General features: G+C 62.3%; 16 protein-coding genes and 1 tRNA gene. 6 read left to right on the top strand and 11 right to left on the bottom strand.

From position 1 onward, the window contains the following. Positions 1–215: 215 nt before the first annotated feature. The 6 genes from AC127K_RS11015 to AC127K_RS10990 all read right to left on the bottom strand — a co-directional run bounded on the left by AC127K_RS11015 (position 216) and on the right by AC127K_RS10990 (position 6,225). Complete coding sequence (locus tag AC127K_RS11015; RefSeq protein WP_294542974.1) at positions 216–485, bottom strand: permease of phosphate ABC transporter; 270 nt, start codon at positions 483–485, stop codon at positions 216–218. A gap of 191 nt (positions 486–676) precedes the next feature. Further along, a tRNA-Arg gene (locus tag AC127K_RS11010) sits at positions 677–753 on the bottom strand. A gap of 84 nt (positions 754–837) precedes the next feature. Next, positions 838–2,058 carry an AfsR/SARP family transcriptional regulator gene (locus tag AC127K_RS11005; RefSeq protein WP_483720621.1) on the bottom strand — a complete coding sequence of 407 codons (1,221 nt, stop codon included), beginning with the start codon at positions 2,056–2,058 and terminating at the stop codon, positions 838–840. Positions 2,059–2,255: 197 nt separating this feature from the next. Next, positions 2,256–2,990, bottom strand: coding sequence for a PASTA domain-containing protein (locus AC127K_RS11000; RefSeq protein WP_483720620.1), 735 nt, complete (start codon positions 2,988–2,990; stop codon positions 2,256–2,258). Between the two features lie 28 nt (positions 2,991–3,018). Then, complete coding sequence (locus tag AC127K_RS10995) at positions 3,019–4,239, bottom strand: MFS transporter (protein ID WP_483720619.1); 1,221 nt, start codon at positions 4,237–4,239, stop codon at positions 3,019–3,021. Positions 4,240–4,563: 324 nt separating this feature from the next. Then, positions 4,564–6,225 (bottom strand): putative manganese-dependent inorganic diphosphatase, encoded by a 1,662-nt coding sequence (locus tag AC127K_RS10990; protein WP_483720618.1) that lies wholly within the window; start codon positions 6,223–6,225, stop codon positions 4,564–4,566. A 196-nt stretch (positions 6,226–6,421) separates the two neighbouring features. On the opposite strand from AC127K_RS10990, the gene typA reads away from it, so the two are divergent. Continuing rightward, on the top strand, positions 6,422–8,248 hold the full coding sequence (typA, locus tag AC127K_RS10985; RefSeq protein WP_294542465.1) for a translational GTPase TypA: 1,827 nt from the start codon (positions 6,422–6,424) through the stop codon (positions 8,246–8,248). An 85-nt stretch (positions 8,249–8,333) separates the two neighbouring features. On the opposite strand, the gene AC127K_RS10980 is transcribed toward typA, so the two are convergent. Together AC127K_RS10980 and asnB are read right to left on the bottom strand one after the other, a co-directional pair. After that, positions 8,334–8,822 carry an N-acetyltransferase family protein gene (locus AC127K_RS10980; protein WP_483720617.1) on the bottom strand — a complete coding sequence of 163 codons (489 nt, stop codon included), beginning with the start codon at positions 8,820–8,822 and terminating at the stop codon, positions 8,334–8,336. A gap of 21 nt (positions 8,823–8,843) precedes the next feature. Further along, positions 8,844–10,424, bottom strand: a complete 1,581-nt coding sequence (gene asnB, locus AC127K_RS10975; RefSeq protein WP_483720616.1) for an asparagine synthase B — start codon at positions 10,422–10,424, stop codon at positions 8,844–8,846. A 545-nt stretch (positions 10,425–10,969) separates the two neighbouring features. On the opposite strand from asnB, the gene AC127K_RS10970 reads away from it, so the two are divergent. Together AC127K_RS10970 and AC127K_RS10965 are read left to right on the top strand one after the other, a co-directional pair. Beyond that, complete coding sequence (locus AC127K_RS10970; RefSeq protein WP_483720614.1) at positions 10,970–11,704, top strand: ATP-binding cassette domain-containing protein; 735 nt, start codon at positions 10,970–10,972, stop codon at positions 11,702–11,704. Positions 11,705–11,721: 17 nt separating this feature from the next. Beyond that, on the top strand, positions 11,722–12,642 hold the full coding sequence (locus AC127K_RS10965; RefSeq protein ID WP_483720613.1) for a SufB/SufD family protein: 921 nt from the start codon (positions 11,722–11,724) through the stop codon (positions 12,640–12,642). Positions 12,643–12,736: 94 nt separating this feature from the next. Here AC127K_RS10965 and AC127K_RS10960 read toward each other — a convergent pair whose 3' ends face one another. Next, complete coding sequence (locus tag AC127K_RS10960; RefSeq protein ID WP_483720612.1) at positions 12,737–13,927, bottom strand: AI-2E family transporter; 1,191 nt, start codon at positions 13,925–13,927, stop codon at positions 12,737–12,739. A gap of 72 nt (positions 13,928–13,999) precedes the next feature. After that, positions 14,000–15,157: an AI-2E family transporter gene (locus AC127K_RS10955; RefSeq protein WP_294541184.1), complete on the bottom strand. Its 1,158-nt coding sequence runs from the start codon at positions 15,155–15,157 to the stop codon at positions 14,000–14,002. 124 nt (positions 15,158–15,281) lie between these two features. On the opposite strand from AC127K_RS10955, the gene AC127K_RS10950 reads away from it, so the two are divergent. From AC127K_RS10950 to AC127K_RS10940, 3 genes are all read left to right on the top strand, one after another. Beyond that, positions 15,282–15,737 (top strand): 2-thiouracil desulfurase family protein, encoded by a 456-nt coding sequence (locus AC127K_RS10950; protein ID WP_294541186.1) that lies wholly within the window; start codon positions 15,282–15,284, stop codon positions 15,735–15,737. Next, on the top strand, positions 15,734–16,597 hold the full coding sequence (locus tag AC127K_RS10945; protein WP_294541188.1) for a patatin-like phospholipase family protein: 864 nt from the start codon (positions 15,734–15,736) through the stop codon (positions 16,595–16,597). Before AC127K_RS10950 ends, AC127K_RS10945 begins: the two co-directional genes overlap by 4 nt. Positions 16,598–16,832: 235 nt before the next feature. Continuing rightward, the gene (locus AC127K_RS10940) at positions 16,833–17,693 is read left to right on the top strand and encodes a C39 family peptidase (RefSeq protein ID WP_483720611.1); all 861 of its coding nucleotides are present in this window, start codon (positions 16,833–16,835) and stop codon (positions 17,691–17,693) included. A gap of 59 nt (positions 17,694–17,752) precedes the next feature. On the opposite strand, the gene AC127K_RS10935 is transcribed toward AC127K_RS10940, so the two are convergent. Beyond that, positions 17,753–19,999, bottom strand: a complete 2,247-nt coding sequence (locus tag AC127K_RS10935; RefSeq protein WP_483720610.1) for a hydratase — start codon at positions 19,997–19,999, stop codon at positions 17,753–17,755. Between the last annotated feature and the right edge of the window lie 229 nt (positions 20,000–20,228).

Genomic DNA, 20,228 nt, shown 5'->3' with positions numbered 1-20,228 from the left:
AGGCGGCACAGCCATGGCCGCCGTCACACTGTTTCCAGTATAGGGGATTTTGTGAAAAAGTTCAATAAATTTTCAACATGTTCATAATTATTTTTCATTATGTTCAAAACCGATGTGACGCCAGCCCAGGGCCAACAAAAAGACAAGGCGGCCGCCCCACCGCGCTGTGCGCCGCAGGGTGCCGCCTTTCTTATTATAATAAGAATCTCTTTTGGTTACACTCCGGTTTCTGCCGTGGGCTCGTCCGCCTCTGCCAGCACTTCCTCCCGCCGGGCCTGCACGACCACATGGGCAAATTTGCTCATCAGCGGCACATAGGTGGTCAGGAACACCACCAGCGCCCCGAAGGCAAACTGCCGGCGCCGGCTGCGGGGTACCGCCAGCCCGATCAGCACCCCCATGGCACACAGGCAGAACTTGAGCAGGGCCATATCCTTCCAGCTGCTCTGTTTGAGATACCGGTCCGCATAGGTAAACAGTTTCATGGCATTGACCTCCCTGGGCGTCACACTGCGCCTGTCTCCCCTGCCCCGCTGGGGGCGAAGGGGTCTTCCGCCCTCAGTGTAGCACAGGCAAAGGCACTTCGCAATGCCATGTGCCGGGAAAAACAAAAAGCGAGGTTTGGCTGCCTTCCGGAGGATAACAACAAAAAAGGTTTCCCATTTCTGGGAAACCTTGGTGCGCCGGAAGGGACTCGAACCCCCGACCTTCTGATTCGTAGTCAGACACTCTATCCAGCTGAGCTACCGGCGCAAGTGCGAGTATTATAATACCAGACCAACCTGCCTATGTCAAGGATTTTTTCGCACATTTTTTGTCGCCTAATCCAAGAATCGCTCATTTCTTGTTCTTGCCACCCCGTCCGCGCTGGGTCAGGCGGGGTGTGGGGGTGTTTTCCAGGGTATGCAGGCGGTAGATCAGCAGGTACCCGTCATGTTCGGGACGGCGATAGAATTCCGCGCGCACCCGTTCCATGGGGCTGCTTCCGTCGCAGGCCAGCCCGCCCAGCAGCAGGACAAAGCGGGTGTCGCTGTACCGGGCCACCACATCGCTGCCCCGCAGGGTGCGGCAAAGCACATTTTCCAGCACACGCATGGCCGCTGCGGTCCTGGCCGCACCGGGTCTGGCCACCGGCGGAACAATGCTCACCGTGACCAGGAACAGGGAAAGGTCAAACCGGACCCGCATGCGCAGCTGTACCCGGCAGATGCTGCGGAAGGTCTCATACCCGCAGAGATAGGCCCCATCCGCGTCCGGCTCACAGACCTCCTTCAGGATGCGTTCCAGATCGGTCTCCATGGCCAGTTCGCTCTGCTGCATCCGCTTGTAGCTGCCGTTCAGGTTGCGTACCCGGCCATCGCCGTGCAGGCAGCCGCTTTCCGAGGCCTGCCGGGTCAGGATCTCCGCTTCCTCCATGCGTCCCATGCCTTCCAGCGCCAGGATCTGCTCCACATACAGCCGTTCGTCGAAGGGGTCGGCACGCAGCCCCTGACGGCACAGGTTCACCACCTGCTCCGGGTCTTCCTGCTCCTTGCAGTATTCGATCAGAGTGAACAGGGTGTCCTTGTACAGGTTGTGCAGCCAGACCCGCTGCCGCTCCACCCAGGGTTCCCCCGCCGAATCCGGCAAAAGGCGGCCGCTGTACTGCGCAATGGTCTGACGGCACAGGTCCGCGCGCCGGTCCGGGTCCTGTTCCCCGTCCAGCTGTTCGGCCAGACGGCGGATGGTGAAGATATCCACCTCACAGTCCAGGTCCATGTTCCACACATAGGCCCCCCGGCTGGTCAGGATGCAGTTTTCCAAAGCGGGACTTTCCTTGGCGGCCATGGTGCGGAACCGGTGCAGCACCGCCCGCAGGGACATGTCTGCATCTCCCGCATTGCCCCACAGCGCCGCGGTCAGTTCCCCGTGGCTGGCCGGACGGCCATACTGCAGCAGAAGGTACTGTACCAGAAGCTGGATCTTGCGCGACTGCGCCATGCCGGCCAGGACCGGGCGTCCGTCAATGGTGATTGCAAACTTGCCAAGCAGGGTGATCTGAATTTTGGGCTGTGTCATGGGCGGATTACTCTCCTATTTTTTCCTTCCGGGGCAACCTTGTTTGTTGCACGGTTGTTGTATTGTTACAAGTATAAAGAAAATAGCGAGCTTTTTCAAGCGATACAAAGGGAAAAGCCGCCTGCTTTTCCGAAAGAGCAGACGGCTTTTCTATGCGGGAAAGAGGCGGGAAAGAAAGGTCAGGATTTTTTCCTTTTTTACCGCACATACAGATATACCCGGGAGAACACCTTGACCAGCGCTCCGGCGTAGGGCTGCTGGGAATACACGGTACCTTCGGCGGCACCGGCGGGGCGCACCACAGCGGTGAGACCCCGCTCCTGCAGACGGCTGCGGGCATCGGCCAGGGTGAGCCCGGTCAGATCCGGCACCTGCCGGTTGGGGTCGGGAATGGGGCGGGCCACCACCGCCTTGACCATCTGTCCGGCGGCGATCTGCTCCCCGGCGGCGGGCTCGGTGCGCACCACCGTATAAGGGGTCAGGGTGTTGTCGTGCAGGAATTCCACCGCCACCCCAAAGCCCTGGTCCCGCAGGGTCTGCAGGGCTTCGTCCCGGTCTTTACCGGTGAGATCCGGCACGGTGAGCCACTGGGTCCCCAGGCTGACGCTGACGGTGAGGGTCTGCCCCTGTTTCACCGTGCGGCCGGCGTCGGGCCGCTGGGCACAAACCTGCCCCGGGTCCACCGCCGGGTTGTACACATCCTCCCACACCAGGTGCAGGCCGCTGTTTTGCAGTTCGGCTTCCGCTTCTTCCCGGGAGAGTCCCGTCAGGTCCGGCACGGTCACATCCGCCCGACGGGAAAACAACGGGTTGGTGCTTTGCCCCAGGATATGCCACACACACCCGGCCGATACCAGCACCGAAAGCAGTGCCAGAACAGCCAGCACCCGCAGCACCGTCAGGTGCGGCAGGCGGATTTTCAATTGGGTCACGGAACCTCTCCCCTTCCCCGGTCATGTATCAGGTGTTTTGGTTTTTCAGTGCCCGCAGGGCGGCCATGCAAGCCGCCGCCAGCAGTACGGCTCCCAGCGCCATGAGTCCGGCACCGGCGCTGCCCGCCACATCCCCGATCCAGCCGGTGAGGGGCGAGGCGGGGATCATGAGCAGGCTGTAGGCCATGCTGTCCACACTGATCAGGGTGGCCCGGCGCTCGCTGGGGAACCAGTCGTTCAGCCGTTTGCGGGCATGCAGGGACCAGATTGTGCCGAACATGGCAAACCCGGCGCCGCCGGCCACCACCCCGGCCAGCGGGGCGGCGCCCATGGCCAGGGTGCACAGGCCGCACCCGGCGGTGCACACCGCGTACAGCCACCCCAGGCGGCGGGGACGCAGCCGGCCGCCGATCCAGCAGCCCAGCGGGTAGCCCACCTCGCAGAGCATGAGCACCACGCCCAGAAAGGCCGTGGGCAGGCCGATGTCGGTCAGGCGCTGCTGCAGGTACATCAGGGTGAGAAAAGCGGGCAGGTCGATGAGCGCCCCCGCGAAGATATACTGCACCACCCGGGGACTGCGGCGCAGAAAGTCCACCGTCTCGGTCACATGGGTGCGCAGGCTGGCGGGCAGTTCCGCCAGCAGGGTGCGCAGGGGCGCCGCCCGCCGGACTTGCTGTTCCGGGGTGGCAGCGGGTTCCCGCAGGCCCATGGCCGCCGCGGTGCGCAGCAGGCTGATCCCCGCATCCACCAGGTAGAAGGCGGTGAAGCCCAGCACCCCGGTGAGAGCCCCGGCCAGTTTGCCCAGGGCGGCACCGGCGGTCTCCACCTGGGTGGTGATGGTTTCCACCGAGAGGAAGCGCTCGGATTGTCCGGCCTCCTTCAGGCTGTCGTAGACCAGGGCCTCCTGGGTTCCGGAGACCAGATTGTAGGCCAGGGCGGACAGGGCCATGGAGGCGCAGACCCACAGGAAGTTCTGCTCAAAGGCCATGAGCAGGGCGGCCACCGCTGCCGCCACGCCGGACAGGGCCAGTGCCCGACGGCGGCCCAGCAGGTCGGCGGCCATGCCGCTGGGTACTTCGGCCAGCAGGCTGACCACATGGAAGACGCCTTCAGAGGCGCCGATCTGCCACAGGCTGTACCCCCGGGCGGCCAGCAGGGCCACCCAGACGGCGCCGGTGATGTTGAGTGTGAGAACAAAGGAATAGGTATACGAGCACCGCAGCTGGCGGCGCAGAGATTGTGCATTCATGGTCGGAACACCTTTCGTTATCAAGTACAAAATGGACAGGTGTTCCCTTTTATGCCGGAACGGATACAAAAAACGCGCCTCGGCCAAACGCCGGAGCGCGGAAAGGTTCCGTCACAGCGTTTGCCGAAAGGAGCGCGGCAAAACCGCACCCGGGCTAAAAAAGGGTACACTTCGAGACGGAACTGCTTATTTGTTGCCTTTAACCTGGTACAAATTGCACAGTGCCCATCCCATGGGGTGTACTCCTTTCCGCCGAACGGCAAACTCAGATTGGAAACAGTATACCACGGACCGGCCGGTCCGTGCAAGGGGAAAATGCGGGACTCAGAAATGCTCCTGCTGGGCCTGCAGGGCGGCCATCAGCGGCGGGATCAGCTGCTTTTTGCGGCTGACCACCCCGGGCAGCACCGCCTTGCCGTCCTTGGGTTCCACCCCGAAGGCGTCCCGGACGATGTTCTCCGCCCCATGGCCGCAGAACATCAGGTCGGTGGCCTGGTTCTGCATATCGGTGAACATATAGAAGATCATGGGCAGGCCTTCCCGGCCGATGGCTTCGGGCAGGAAGGGTCCCACCAGCTCCTCGGCAGCAGCGCGGGAGCGGGCGGTCATGTAGCTGGACTGGCCCACACCGAACTTCACATCGCCCCGGCTGAACACCTTGAAGTCGGAGAGGAAAACTTCCTCCGCCGTGCGGCCGGTGAGGTCGGCGCCGGCCTCAAACATCTGTTCGGCGTAGGTGGGAATATCCACCTCCGCGATGGCGGCCAGGGCCTCGGCGGCGGATTTGTCCAGAGGGGTGGAGGTGGGAGAACGGAACATCAGGGTGTCGGACAAAATGGCCGACAGCAGCAGCCCCGCGATCTGCTTGGGCGGGGTGATGCCGTGTTCCCCGTACATCCGCCAGACGATGGTGGCAGTGCAGCCCACCGGCTCGTTGCGGAAATACACCGGGCTGCCGGTCTCCAGGCTGCCGATGCGGTGATGGTCGATGATCTCCAGGATCTCGGCCTGTTCCAGACCGTCCACGGCCTGGGTTCGCTCGTTGTGGTCCACCAGAATGACCTGCTTGCGGTGCAGGTTCAGCAGGTTCCGGCGGCTGACCACACCGCAGTAGCAGCCCTTTTCATCCAGGATGGGGAAATAGCGGTGGCGGACGCTGGCCATGATCTTGCGGGCGTCCTCGATGGGCGTATTGACGCTGAACTTGAGCAGGTCGTCCCGGCGCATGAAGTGGCGCACCGGGGCGGCGGTGGAGATGAGGCGGGCGGCAGCGTAGGAATCATAGGGGGTGGTGATGACAAAGCAGCCCTTCTCCTTGGCCCGGGCCAGGATGGTGCGGGGCACGGCGGCACCGCAGCAGACTACGATGCACCCGGCGCCGCAGTCGATGGCGCACATCTGGGTTTCGTACCGGTTGGTGACCAGCACCAGGTCGGCGGGGCCCACGTTGTCCTCCATGACTTCGGGGCTGGAACCGATGAATATCCGACCTGCGGTGATGCGGGCATCCGGATCCCCGGCCAGCATCTCCCCTTCCAGGGTTTCCAGCACGTTGCGGTAGCTGGTGTTGGCCGAAGCCAGCACCCCCGTATCAAACAGGTCCATGTTGGCGTTGGCGATGTCCTTGACGGTGATGAGGCCCAGCAGCTCCTTGGCGTCGTCCACGATGCACAGGGTATCGATCTCGGTATCCCGCATCATGTTCCAGGCGGCACGCACGCTCATCTCTTCCCCGATACCGGGCTGGCGGCGGATGTCGATATCCTTGATCTGGGGACTGATGTCGGTGCACAGACGGGGTGCCTCTACCCCGAAATACTTGAGCGCAAAAGCGGTTTCCCGGTTGGGCACACCGGCACGGCGGGCTTCATAGGTGGCCCCTCCCAGCTTGTTCTTCAGCCAAGCGTAGGAGATGGCCGAACAGATGGAGTCGGTGTCCGGGTTCTGGTGCCCGATGATATTGACCTTACGGCGGGTGTTTGACATAGTACAACCCCTTTCCCTTTCCCTTCGGGGGCACGAGGCCCCCGGATTTGTTATGATTATAACATGCCAAAATCTTTTTTGCGATTCTTGACAACAAACGCGTTCTGACGTACAATTAAAATGTGTGTGCATGGAGGTTGGCTTTTGCCGCCCCTTGCTGGATTTGTGAAAGACGAAAAAGAGGGATAACAAGTATATGATTCGGGAAAATCTTCGCAACATTGCTATTATCGCCCACGTTGACCACGGCAAGACCACCCTGGTCGACCAGATGCTGAAGCAGTCGGGCGCTTTCCGTGCCAACCAGCAGGTGGCGGAGCGCGTCATGGACTCCGGCGATATCGAGCGTGAGCGCGGCATCACCATCCTGGCCAAGAACTGCTCCTGTGAATATGAAGGCGTCAAGATCAACATCGTGGACACTCCGGGCCACGCCGACTTCGGCGGCGAGGTGGAACGCGTTCTGAAGATGGTCAACGGCGTTCTGCTGCTGGTGGATGCGGCGGAAGGCTGCATGCCCCAGACCCGCTTTGTTCTGCAGAAGGCCCTGCAGCAGAACCTGTCCCTGGTCATTGCCGTCAACAAGATCGACCGTCCCGACGCCCGCATTGCGGAAGTCATCGACGAGATCCTGGAACTGCTGATGGACCTGGGCGCCACCGACGAACAGCTGGACAGCCCCATGGTGTTCTGCTCCGGCCGCAACGGCACCGCCAGCTACGACTGGACCAAGCCGGAAGAGGGCAAGGACCTGAAGCCCCTGTTCGACACCATCCTGAAGTATGTGGCGCCGCCGGAAGGCGACCCCGACGCTCCCATGCAGATGCTGGTTTCCAGCGTGGACTACAACGAGTTTGTGGGCCGTATGGGCGTGGGCCGTGTGCAGAACGGCGTCATCAAGGTGGGCCAGAGCGTGCAGGTGTGCGACTGGCACAACCCCGACGTGCATATGACCGGCCGCATCACCAAGCTGTTCGACTTCAAGGCCAACGGCCGTGAGCCCATCGAGCAGGCCGAGGCCGGCGATATCGTGGCCTTTGCCGGTCTGCCGGACATCTCCATCGGCAACACCCTGTGCGATCCCAGCAAGGTGCAGCCCCTGCCCTTTGTGAAGATCAACGACCCCACCGTGGAAATGACCTTCAGCGTCAACGACTCTCCCTTTGCGGGCAAGGAAGGCAAGTACGTCACCTCCCGCCAGATCCGCGACCGTCTGAACCGCGAACTGCTGAAGGACGTGGCTCTGCGGGTGGAGGATTCCGCCACCACCGACTCCTTCCGGGTCATGGGTCGCGGCGAAATGCACCTGTCCATCCTCATCGAGACCATGCGCCGGGAAGGCTACGAACTGCAGGTTTCTCCCCCGCACGTTCTGACCCATGAGGAGGACGGCAAGACCATGGAGCCCATGGAGCGGGTCGTCATCGACGTGCCCGAAACCTACCAGGGCGCCGTCATGACCGCTCTGGGTGCCCGCAAGGCCATCCTGATGAACATGCAGATGATGAACAGCCGTTCCCGTCTGGAGTTCCGCATGCCCAGCCGCGGCCTGTTCGGTTACCGCAGCCAGTTCCTCACCGACACCCACGGTGAAGGCATCATGAACACCATCTTCGACGGCTATGAAGAATGGTGCGGCGACATCGCCACCCGGTCCTCCGGCTCCCTCATCAGCTTTGAGACCGGCGATGCCGTGACCTACGGGCTGTTCAACGCCCAGCAGCGCGGCACCCTGCTGGTCACCCCCGGCGAAAAGGTTTACGCCGGCGAGGTCGTGGGCTACACCCCCACCGGTGAAGACATCACCGTCAACGTCTGCAAGACCAAGCACCTGACCAACACCCGCGCCTCCGGCAGCGATGATGCCCTGCGCCTGGTGCCCGTTTCCAAGTTCAGCCTGGAAGCCTGCCTGGAATTCCTGGCTCCCGACGAACTGCTGGAAGTCACCCCCGAGAATCTGCGCATCCGCAAGCGCATCCTGGACCACGACCTGCGCATGAAGGCCGCCAGCAAGAAGAAGTAATCTCTTCGGATGCCTGCCCTGTGAGATAAAACAAACCCGCCGCCCGCAAGCAGCTGCTTACGGGCGGCGGGTTTTTCTTTGTTTTTTACAGCGCCGGACGGCAGTAGGCAAGCCGGGGACTGCCGTTGGCCAGCAGGATGCGGCCGCAGTGCACAAACCCGTTTTTGGCCAGCAGGTCCTGCATCACATGGTTGTCGGCGTGGGTGTCCGCCCGCAGGGGCAGGCCTTTGGCCGCACAGAAGGCAAAGCAGGCCCGGGCCACCCCCGCGGCCTTTCCGTTGGAGGCCAGACGGTGGATGGTGAGATAGGGATTGTCGTTGGGCCACGCGCCGTCATAGATCACCTGATAGGTGGGTTCCGCCCCGGGGATGGCGCAGAAGGTCCCCACCATCTCCCCCGCTTCTTCCACCACATAGCAGACGCCCCGGGCGATCTCTTCCTCCATCAGGGCCACCCCGGGGTAACCTTCCCGCCACTGGTGGGGGTTGCCGGTGCGCACCATAAAGGCCTTGGCGGCGGTGAAGATGTCCAGCAGGACCGGCAGGTCCCGGGGTGTGGCAGGGCGGATGGTCATGAATGAAACTCCTTACAGAAATTATTTGCCGGAATCGCCGTAGTTCTTCAGCACACGGGCGCTGGGGTCGTCCACATCGCATCCCGGCCATGCCTTGTTGGGCATCCAGAAATCCACGATCATGCCGGCCTGACCGGGATAGTACTTCTCAAACAGTTCCCGGTAGAGCAGGCTTTCCTTGGTGAAGGGACGGCAGTAGGTGTAGCGGCCGGCGCGCTCGGCAAATTCCCGGTCAGTGTACTTTTCCTCGGCGTACTCCTTCAGGATGTCCACCATGGAGTGACCCACCGCGTCGGAGAAGGCGGCCTTTTCCCGCCAGAGGATGTTCTCGGGCAGCCAGTCGCCCTCAAAAGCCTTGCGCAGCAGGTACTTGCCCTTGCCGTAGGTGTTCAGCTTGTGGGCCGGGTCGATGGACATGACGTACTTGACGAAATCCAGGTCTCCGAAGGGCACCCGGGCTTCCAGACTGTTCACGCTGATGGAGCGGTCCGCCCGGAGGACGTCGTACATATACAGCTCCCGCACCCGCTTCTGGCTTTCGGCCTGGAAGGCGGCGGCGCTGGGGGCGAAATCGGTATACTTGTAGCCGAAGAGCTCATCGCTGATCTCCCCGGTGAGCAGCACCCGGATGTCGGTGTGCTGGTGGATATACTTGCAGACCAGGTACATGCCCACCGAAGCCCGGATGGTGGTGATGTCCCAGGTGCCCAGCATGGCCACCACTTCCTCCAGGGAGTTGAGGACGGTATCCTTGTCGATGATGACGTCTGTGTGGTCGGCGCCAAGATACTCGGCGGTCTGGCGGGCATACTTCAGGTCGATGGCGTCGCCGCTCATGCCGATGGCAAAGGTGCGGATGGGTTTGCGCAGCTTTTTGGCCGCAATGGCGCAGACCAGGCTGGAATCCAGGCCGCCGGACAGCAGGAAGCCCACGGGGGTGTCGGCGTCCAGCCGCTTTTCCACACCGGCAATGAGCTTTTCCCGGATGTTCTTGAGGATGGTGGGCATATCGTCCCGGTTGTAGGCGGGGGTGTCGGCGATATCGCAGTACCGCACGAACCGGCCGTTGCAGTAGTAGCTGCCGATGGGGAAGGGATAGATCTTCTTGCACAGGCCCACCAGGTTCTTGGCCTCGGAGGCAAAGGCGATGGCGCCGCTGTCACTGTAGCCGTAGAACAAAGGCCGGATGCCGATGGGGTCCCGGGCCGCGATGATCCACTTTTTGCGGGCGTCGTACAGCACCATGGCAAACTCCGCATCCAGATGGCGGAACATGTCCAGGCCGTATTTTTCATACAGGGGCAGGATGATCTCGCAGTCGGAATCCGACTGGAAGGTATAGCCTTCGGCCTGCAGCTGGGCCCGCACCGGGCGGAAGCCGTACAGCTCGCCGTTGCACACCACCAGACTTCCGTCCCGCTCGAAGGGCTGCATGCCCTCGGGGGTGACGCCCATGATGGCCAGACGCCCGAAGCCTAAGAAGCCGAATTCGGTTTCCAGTACCCGGTGGTCGTCCGGTCCGCGGGAAGCGGTACGCAGCAGATACGCGGTAAACTGTTCGCGGGTCAGATCATGCCCCGCATAGCCCATGACACAACACATTTGGCAGCACTCCTTTTTGCCGTTTCTTTGAACGAATGGCAAAAAAATTGACAGCCCATTCGTCCCGACTTCTTTAGGACGAATCGCTGTCTTGATCCGCGGTGCCACCTAAATTACCGCATGCCGACCAAAGCATACGGTCCCTTTCCGTATACGTTCACCTTTGAAACGCTGCCGCTGTAACGCGCGGCCTGCGGCGCCCATACTGCCCCGTGACGGGGGTTCCGTTTGCAGCTCGCGGGTGTTCTTCCCTGCCCTGGCATCGTCCCGGCTCACAGCATCTGTCGGGCTCTCTGTGCGGTGCGTGTTGGGCGGTACTTTTCCCGTTCAACGCTTTTCTCAATTGCTATGGTAGCACCGGAATCCGCCTGTGTCAAGAACAAATCCCCTGCCCCTTTGTGGAGTTGCACAAAAATGGCCCGTATTTAATTCCTAGTATTTTGCAAGGAAATGACTTGTACTTTCCCCGCCGGCATGGTATAGTATTAGCCGTAACAAAACTTACCAACAATGGGAATAAACCTATTTTGATTCGGAGGAAACCCATGCTTGAACTGAAACACGTCGGCTACGAGACCGACGATAACAAAGAGATCCTGCATGATGTGAGCCTGACGGTGAACGACCGCTTTGTGGCCATCACCGGCCCCAACGGCGGCGGCAAGTCCACCCTGGCCAAGATCATTGCCGGTATTTATCAGCCCACTTCCGGCCAGATCCTGCTGGACGGGGTGGATATCACCCACATGAGCATCACCGAGCGCGCCAACCTGGGCGTGAGCTACGCTTTCCAGCAGCCGGTGCGGTTCAAGGGCCTGCGGGTCAAGGACCTGCTGAGTCTGGCCGCCGGCAAGGACACCAGCGTGAACGAGGCCTGCTCCTACCTGAGCGAGGTGGGCCTGTGCGCCCGGGATTACATCGACCGTGAAGTGAACGCCAGCCTGTCCGGTGGCGAGCTCAAGCGCATCGAGATCGCCATGGTGCTGGCCCGGGGCACCAAGCTGTCCATCTTTGACGAACCGGAAGCGGGCATCGACCTGTGGAGCTTCCAGAACCTGATCCGGGTGTTTGAGAAGATGTACGAGCAGACCAAGGGCAACATCCTGATCATCAGCCACCAGGAGCGCATTCTGAACATTGCCGATACCATTGTGGTCATCAAGGACGGCCAGGTGGCCCGCACCGGTTCCCGCGCCGAGCTGCTGCCCGCCCTGCTGGGCAGCGCTGACGCCGCCAACCCGGGCTGCGATGTCCTGACCAGCAAGATCGAGGGGGTGTAAACCATGATCGACGCCCCATGATCGACGCCATTGAAAAGAACCTGCTGCATGAGATTGCAGAGCTGGATGCCCTGCCGGTGGGCGCCTACAACATCCGCGCCAACGGCCAGCTGGAAAGCCGGAACACCACCGCCAACATTGACATTGTCACCAAGACCGACAAACCGGGCATCGACATCTTCATCAAGCCGGGTACCAAGAACGAGAGCGTACACATTCCGGTCATCATCAGCCAGACCGGCCTGACCGATCTGGTGTACAACGACTTCCACATCGGCGAAGGCGCCGATGTGACCATCATTGCCGGATGCGGCATCCACAACTGCGGCGGCGGCAACGCCCAACACGACGGCATTCACACCTTCTTCCTGGGCAAGAACGCCAAGCTGCGCTATGTGGAGAAGCATTACGGCGAGGGCGACGGCCGGGGCAAGCAGATTATGAACCCCACCACCATCGTCCACCTGGAGGAAGGCGCTTCCATGGAGATGGAGACCACCCAGATCGCCGGCATTGACGATACCATCCGCAAGACCTCCGGCGATCTGGCCGAAGGTGCTTCCCTGGTCATCCGGGAGAAGATCATGACGGTGGGCGACCAGCATGCCGTCACCGACTTTGTGGTGGACCTGAACGGCGAAGGCTGCTCTGCCAACGTGATCTCCCGCAGTGTGGCCAAGGATCACAGCGTGCAGGAGTTCAAGAGCTACATCAACGGCAACGCCGCCTGCGCCGGTCACAGCGAATGTGACGCCATCATCATGGACCACGCCCAGGTCATTGCCACCCCGGGCCTGATCGCCAACAACATCGACGCCAGCCTGATCCATGAGGCTGCCATCGGCAAGATCGCGGGCGAACAGCTGACCAAGCTGATGACCCTGGGCCTGACCGAGCAGGAAGCCGAAGAACAGATCGTCAACGGGTTCCTGAAATAAGATTTCCCTTCCCCGCTTTTCCACAAAAGCGGGGATTTTTGTTAAAAAGAAAGCGGCCGTTCCCGGCAACACGGGAACGGCCGTTTTGATTTTGTCATACGGTGGCGGTCTCTTTTTCTTCTTCCGCCCTTTCTTCCGGCGGCGTGCCGTCCAGGTCCCGGGCGGTCACGCCCCGGCGGTCCAGCACCCAGTAGATGAGCCCGCGCAGCAGACCGTACAGGGTGACAAAGGCCGGCACCCCCAGCACCATACCCACCGGGCCCAGCAGAGTGCCGCCCACGACCACCGCGAACAGCACCCAAAACGCCGACACCTCCACCGAGCGGCCCAGCACCCGGGGCGCAATGAGACGGCTGTCCAGCTGCTGCAGGATGATGAGCAGAACCAGCAGGACCAGCGCCTGCCAGGGATCCACAAAAAGCAGGATCAGCAATCCGGGAATGGCGCCGATATAGGCACCGAACATGGGGATCAGGGCACAGAAGCCCACCAGCACACTGATGAGGGGGGCAAAACTCAGTCCCAGCAGGCTCATGGCCGCAAACAGCAGCACACCGATAATGACCGCATCAAAGATCTTGCCGAAGAAGAACTCCGAGAAATTGCGGTTGGCATAACTGCAGATGGACAACAGGTCATCCGCCTGCTTTTTGGGCAGCACCGCCCGCACGATCATCCGCATCTGGCGCAGCAGATGGGTCTTGTCGGCCAGCATGTACACACTGCCAGCCACCACGATCACAAAATGCAGCGCGTAGGTGGCCACATTGCCCAGGTATCCGGCCAGCTGGGGCGTCATATCCTTGAGCAGGTCGTAGGCGTTGGCCATCATGCGCTCGTAATCATCCAGCAGATCAATCAGCGGTTTGAGGTCCACCGGGTACTGCTGCTGCACAAGGAGCAGGGCTTTCTGGGTATTTTCCACATACCCGGGGAAATTCTTGAACAGGGTGGTGATACTGGCCCCCACCTTGGGCAGGATCTGCCAGGCCAGCAGCATGACGGCCAGCGCCGCCAGCACATAAGCTGCCAGAATGGCCACCCAGCGCAGCCGGGGCCGGCCGCCCAGGAAAATGCTGTGGATGGGCCTTACCAGCGTATCCAGCACATAGGCCAGCACAATGGCCCCCGCAAAGGGAGAAAGCAGATGAAAAGCCGTTCCCAGACCTTTCAGCAGCGGCTGAAGGTGCAGGATCACGGCATAAAAAGCGCCGCACAACAAAGCCATTCCCAGCCAGTCCCGGATGGTCTGCGGTTTCTGATCCAGCCAATGTTTCGTATTCATGGGGTATGCGCTCCTGTCTGTACCAGTCAGGCGGCGGGGTTCCTCCCGCCGTAGGAAAAATGCAAGGAAAAATCAGTCCGGATCGTGATCCGGCAGCGGGGTCTCGCCGCCGGTCTCCGGGTCCAGGCCCCGGGCGGTCAGGCCCGCGCCCACCGCCTGCTTGAGCAGGGCGGCGAACACAGCCATGACCGGCACGCCGATGACCATGCCCGCAATGCCGAACATGCCGCCGCCCACGATGATGGCGACCAGCACCCACAGACCGGAAATGCCGGTGGCACCGCCCAGGATGCGGGGCGCGATGAAGTTGCCGTCGATCTGCTGGATGACCAGGATCAGGATGCAGAAGATGACCGCCTGCAGCGGCTCACCGCTGAGCAGAAGCAGCAGTGCACTGGGCACCGCGCCGATGTACGGGCCGGCAATGGGGATGATGTTGGTCACCGCCACCAGCACCGCGATCATGGGGGCATAGTTCAGGCGCAGGATGAGCATAGCCACAAAGGTCTCACATCCCACCAGCAGGGCGTCCAGCAGCTGGCCGCCGATGTAACTGCTGAAGGTGCGGTTGGCCAGCTGGAACACCGACAGCACACTGGCCGCCGCCCGGGGCGGGAACAGCGCCCGCAGCAGGGCCCGACAGGCCCGGAGCAGGGGCTCCTTTTCCGCCAGCAGATAGATGCTGGCCGCCAGAGCCACCACAAAGTTCAGCACCTGGCCCGCCGCCTGACCGGCGGCACCGGCCACAGCGGGCATGCTGTTCTTGATGAATTCCTGGATGGTGTCACCGGAGTTTTCCACAAATTCGGTGAGTTTCTGGGTGATGGAGGCATCCACATTCACGTCCGCCATCAGACCTTCCAGAGTCACGGTGGCGTTTTCCAGGTAGCCGGGAAGGGCGTTGGCAAAGGTGGCGATGCTCTGGAACAGCTGGGGCACCACCAGCCCCACCAACGCCGCCACCACTGCCAGGAAGGACAGGTAGGCCAGCACAATGGCCGGACCGCGCTTGCCCCGGCAGAGTTTTTCGGCATAAAAGCGGGTGGGGATATCCAGCACATAGGCCAGCACGATGCCCCCCGCAAAGGGAGAAAGCGCGCCCAAAAACGCCATGACGCCCCCGGCCGCGTTGGGCAGGGCGTTCACCACCAGCCAGATCAGCGCAGCGGCCGTGATCAGATGCAGCCAGTCCCGGGTGGTGGAAGGGACACGGTCAAGCCAGTTTTTCATCAGTTCCTCCTTAGGAAGGCGCATTGTTATGCACCGTATGCTTTGATTATTCCATCCATTTTATGCTATAATACCATACGTGTTTATCATACCACAGCCCGACCTGTACAGAAAGAGAGATTTTATGAACATTCTGGTCAGTGCCTGTCTTTTGGGCGCATGCTGCAAATATTCCGGCGGAAACAACCGCTGTTCTGCCCTGCTGGACGCCCTGCGCGCCGGCGGACACACCGCCGTGCCCGTCTGTCCGGAAATTTACGGCGGCCTGCCCACCCCCCGCCCCCCGGCCGAACGGCAGGGTGACCGGGTGGTGACCCAAGCCGGCACCGACGTGACCGCCCAGTACCGGAAAGGCGCCGAAGAGGCCCTGGCCATGGCCGAACTGAACGGATGCAGGGCGGCTATCCTCAAGGCCAACAGTCCCAGCTGCGGCTGTGGTACCATCTACGACGGCAGTTTTTCCCACCGGAAGGTACCCGGGGACGGCGTGGCCGCCCAGGTGCTGAAGGCGGCCGGGATTGCCGTGTACACCGAAGAAAATTTTCAAGAGCTTTTGCCCGGGGAGGCGCAGCAACAATGAAGGAAGTCAAATACGAACTCGGTCTTGTGCTGGAAGGGGGTGCGGTGCGGGGCATCTACACCGCCGGCGTGCTGGATGTGCTGATGGAAAACGGCCTCAAGGCCGATATGGTCATCGGCACCTCCGCCGGGTGCATCCACGGCTGCAACTATGTGTCCGGTCAGGCAGGGCGCAGCATCCGCTATTACCGCAAATACCGCAATGACCGGCATTTCATGGGGTTCTATTCCCTGCTGACCACCGGGGAGGTGGTGGGCCGCAAGTTCTGCTACGAGGACATCCCTTCCTGGCTGGATCCCTTTGACGAGGAAGCCTTTGAGGCCTCCCCCGTGGATTTCTACACCACCGTGACCAACCTGAACACCGGCAAGGCGGAGCACATCCTGTGCGACAATCTGCGCCTGGACGACAAGATGAACCTGCTGCGGGGCGGGGCCTCCATGCCTTTGTGCTCCCGGCCGGTGGCGTATCACGGCCAGCTGTATCTGGACGGCGGCGTGGCCGACAGCATCCCCTACCGGGCTGCCGGGGAACTGGGCTGCAAGCGCCGTCTGGTGGTGCTGACCCAGCCCGCCGGGTATCTCAAGCAGCCCGCCAACATGCTGCCCTTCCAGGTCATGTACCGCCGCTATCCCCGCTTTGTGCAGGCCATGGCCGACCGCGCCCGGGTGTACAACGCCCAGGTGTGCGAGGTGGAGCAGGCCGCCGGAACCGGCGAGGCCTTCCTCATCCGGCCCAGCAAAGCCCTGAAAGTGGGGCGGATGGAACGGGACATGGACCGCATCAACGCCCAGTATGAGCTGGGCCGCACCGACGCCCTGGCCGCCCTGCCCGCTTTGCACAAGTGGCTGGAAGACTGAGGCATCCGGTTACATAGACGAATCATTTTCCGCATTTTTGGCGCATCTGCCCGTTTTGGGGACAGATGCGCCTTTTTGTGCGGTTTTGCTGCCGGCCGACAGAAATTTGCAAGAATTGCGCAAGGAAGTTCCCATACTTCGGGCAGGGGTCCGGCATATCTTGCCATGGAAAGGGTGGTACAGTGGGAACAGGGCGGCAGCCGGCCGCCGATTCTGTTCCGGGAGGTTCCCTGTCATGACCCGCAAATCTTCCCTGCCATATTCCCGCCGCCGCGCCGCCCGTATCCGGGCAAGACGGCGAAGAGCCGGACGGATTCTGTTCTGCTGTCTGCTGGCCATTCTGGGCACCGTGTGGGCCGTGAGGGCGCCCGGACGGTTCCGGTCCGCCGGGCCGGTTGATGTAGCCATGGAACGTTCCCCTGCCCCTGCCGCCACCATGACCGGGGACGAGGAGACCCGCCGGCAGGCCATTCTGGCCGACACCGGCGGCACCTGGCCCCAGAGCCTGCGGGAACTGCTGGAACGTCACCCGGACGCCCTGGCTTTTGTGGAGGGCTACCCCGAACACAAGGACGACGCCCCCGCCGACAGCATCGGGACGGTGGAGGCGGGGAGCTTTCCCCTGCTGCTTCAGTGGGACGCCCGCTGGGGCTATACCCGGTACGGAGACGACCTGCTGGCCGTGACCGGCTGCGGGCCCACCTGTCTGTCCATGGCGGCGGCCGGACTGACCGGGGACGATACCATCACCCCTGCCGCCGTGGCCGCCCGGGCCCAGCGGGACGGATACTGGGTGGACGGGGTGACCAGCTGGGAGCTGATGCGCACCGGCTGCGAAGCCTGGGGCCTGGTGAGCGAGGAGCTGCCCCTGAGCGAAAGTTCCGTCACCGGAGCCCTGTCGGAAGGGCACCCCATCATCTGCAGCGTGCGGCCGGGGGATTTCACCACCACCGGGCATTTCATCCTGCTGGCCGGAACGGAGGAGGACGGCATCCGGGTCAACGACCCCAACAGTCCCCAGAACAGTGACCGCCTTTGGACCTACGATGAGCTGGAACCCCAGATCCGCAACCTGTGGGCATTTTCCGTCCGATAATCGCGCAGACACGATAAAAAGACCCCGGCGCAGTGCGCCGGGGCCTTTTTCTATGGGAATCAGTTGTGCTTGTAGTAGTTGATGAGGCAGCCGTCGGCCAGGATCTGGCGCTCGGCGTCGGTGAGGGCGCCCAGGCGCAGGGTGATGGCCTTGACCTCGCCGGAAGGCAGCACCGCGTAGCCGGGGATGGTGTCGTCCTTGTTCAGCAGGGCTGCCCGCACACCGGGCAGGAAGACGTAGCCGTCCAGGGGCAGGGCGTCCGGGTCGGTGGTCAGGAAGGGCAGCATGCCCCAGTTGATGCAATTGGAGCGGTACCGTTTGGTGGCGTATTCCAGGGCAAAGTTGGCTGCGCCGCCCAGCACCCGCTGGCAGCTGGCAGCCTGCTCCCGGGCGGAGCCGTCACCGGGCTTGTTGGCAAAGATGGCGGAACCGATGTTGGTGTTGGCCGCATCCACCGTGCAGCCGGCGGCCTTCAGGGCGTCGTACACGGCAGCAATCTCTGCGGGCAGGCTGCCGGCGCGGCGGGCGTCGTCGTCCGCCTTCACCGCTTTGGCACGGCCCACGTAGGCCGGGTCCTTGCGGGAGAGGGTGAACTCCGCCAGACGCAGGGGGTTGGAGCGGAAGGAGGAAGTCTCGCCGGAGGGAATCAGCTCATCGGTAGTGGTGACCGGGTCGGTGATGTGGCTGACGATGCGCAGCAGCAGGTCGTCGGACAGGGCAGGCTGTTCCGGCCAGTCCTTGATGTTGGGGCCGAAGCGCAGCTCGTGGTCCGGCTCGGCATGGTTCCAGCCGTTGTAGACACGCTTGTCGTACACGCCCTTGTCGAAGTGATAGGGCGGGGCCACGAAGTCATCGTGGACCACCTCACTGGCGGCGGTCAGCACGCCGCCGGCGGCAGCGGTGGCCGCAATGCTGCGGGCATCCATGAGGGCCACCCCGGAGATCTGGCCTTCGCCGGGCTTGGAGCCTTCCCGGTTGGGGAAGTTGCGGGTGGTGTGGCGGATGGAGAACTCCCCGTTGGCAGGGGTATCGCCGGCGCCGAAGCAGGGGCCGCAGAAGCTTTCCCGGAAGATGCCGCCCGCCGAGACGATATCGGCCACGGCGCCGTTCTTGACCAGCTCCAGGTAGGTGGGCATACTGTCCGGGTAGGCGCTGAACTTGAACTGGCCGTTGCCGCAGCTCTTGCCCCGCAGGATGTCGGCCACGGCGCACAGGCTTTCGTAGGTGCCGCCGCTGCAGCCCGCCACGATGCCCTGATCCACATGGATCTGGCCGTCCTTGCCGATCTTGCCCACCAGGTCCATATGGACCTTGCCGGACAGCTGCTCGTTGGCACGGTCCTCGGCCTGTTTCAGGATGGTGTAGGGGTCCTCTTTCAGGGCGCGGATGGGATAGGCGTAGCTGGGATGCATGGGCAGGGCGATCATGCACTCGATGGTGGACAGGTCCAGCTCGATGCAGCCGTCGTAATAGGCCACATCCGCCGGGGACAGCTGACGGTAATCGTCGGCGCGGCCCCGGATGGTCAGGTATTCCTCGGTGACCGAGTCGGTCTGCCAGATGCTGGACCAGCAGGTGGTCTCGGTGGTCATGCAGTCGATGGCGTTGCGGCAGTCGGCGGAGAGAGCCGCCACGCCGGGGCCCACAAATTCCATGACCTTGTTCTTCACATACCCGTTGGCATAGGTGGCGCCCACCAGGGCCAGGGCCACGTCGTGGGGGCCCACGCCGGGGTTCAGCTTGCCGGTGAGGTAAACGGCCACCACGCCGGGGCGGGCCATATCATAGGTGCGGCCCACCAGCTGCTTGGCCAGCTCACCGCCGCCTTCCCCCACCGCCATGGTGCCCAGGGCGCCGTAGCGGGTGTGGGAGTCGGAGCCCAGGATCATCTTGCCGCAGCCGGCCATCATCTCCCGGTTATAGCTGTGGATGACCGCCATGCAGGGAGGCACATAGATGCCGCCGTACTTGTGGGCGGCGGACAGGGCGAACTGGTGGTCGTCCTCATTGATGGTGCCGCCCACGGCGCACAGGCTGTTGTGGCAGTTGGTCAGCACATAAGGCAGGGGGAACTTCTCCATGCCGGACGCCCGGGCCGTCTGGATGATGCCCACATAGGTGATGTCGTGGCTGGTCATGGAGTCGAACTTCAGGCGCAGGTCATTCATGTCCGGCGCGGTGTTGTGGGCTTTCAGGATGCCGTAGGCGATGGTGCCTTCGGCGGCCTTCTCCTTGGTGATGCCGGCGGGAGCGGTATCGGTCAGTTTGCCGTTGACCAGATACACGCCGTTCTGATGCAGTTTCATGCGTACCTCCGTTTCATAGTTCCGCGGCGGGGCGCGAGGGAGCGCCGGGGCCGCAGTTTTGTGTATTTTCAGGTGGGAACCGGCGGCAAATGGCGCCGCAGGGTCATTTATTTTATAAGCCTGTTCTTTGAGTATACCCATTTTGCCGGCCCTTGTCAACGAATCTTTTTAATGTTTGGCCGGCTAAAGCGGGATGTCAACTTAATAAAATAAAGTCCGCTTTCGGCGT

It is taken from the genome of Subdoligranulum sp. DSM 23681, from assembly GCF_057005535.1.
The sequence above is the reverse complement of the archived record's forward strand: the minus strand, read 5'-3'. Positions and strand labels throughout refer to the sequence as shown.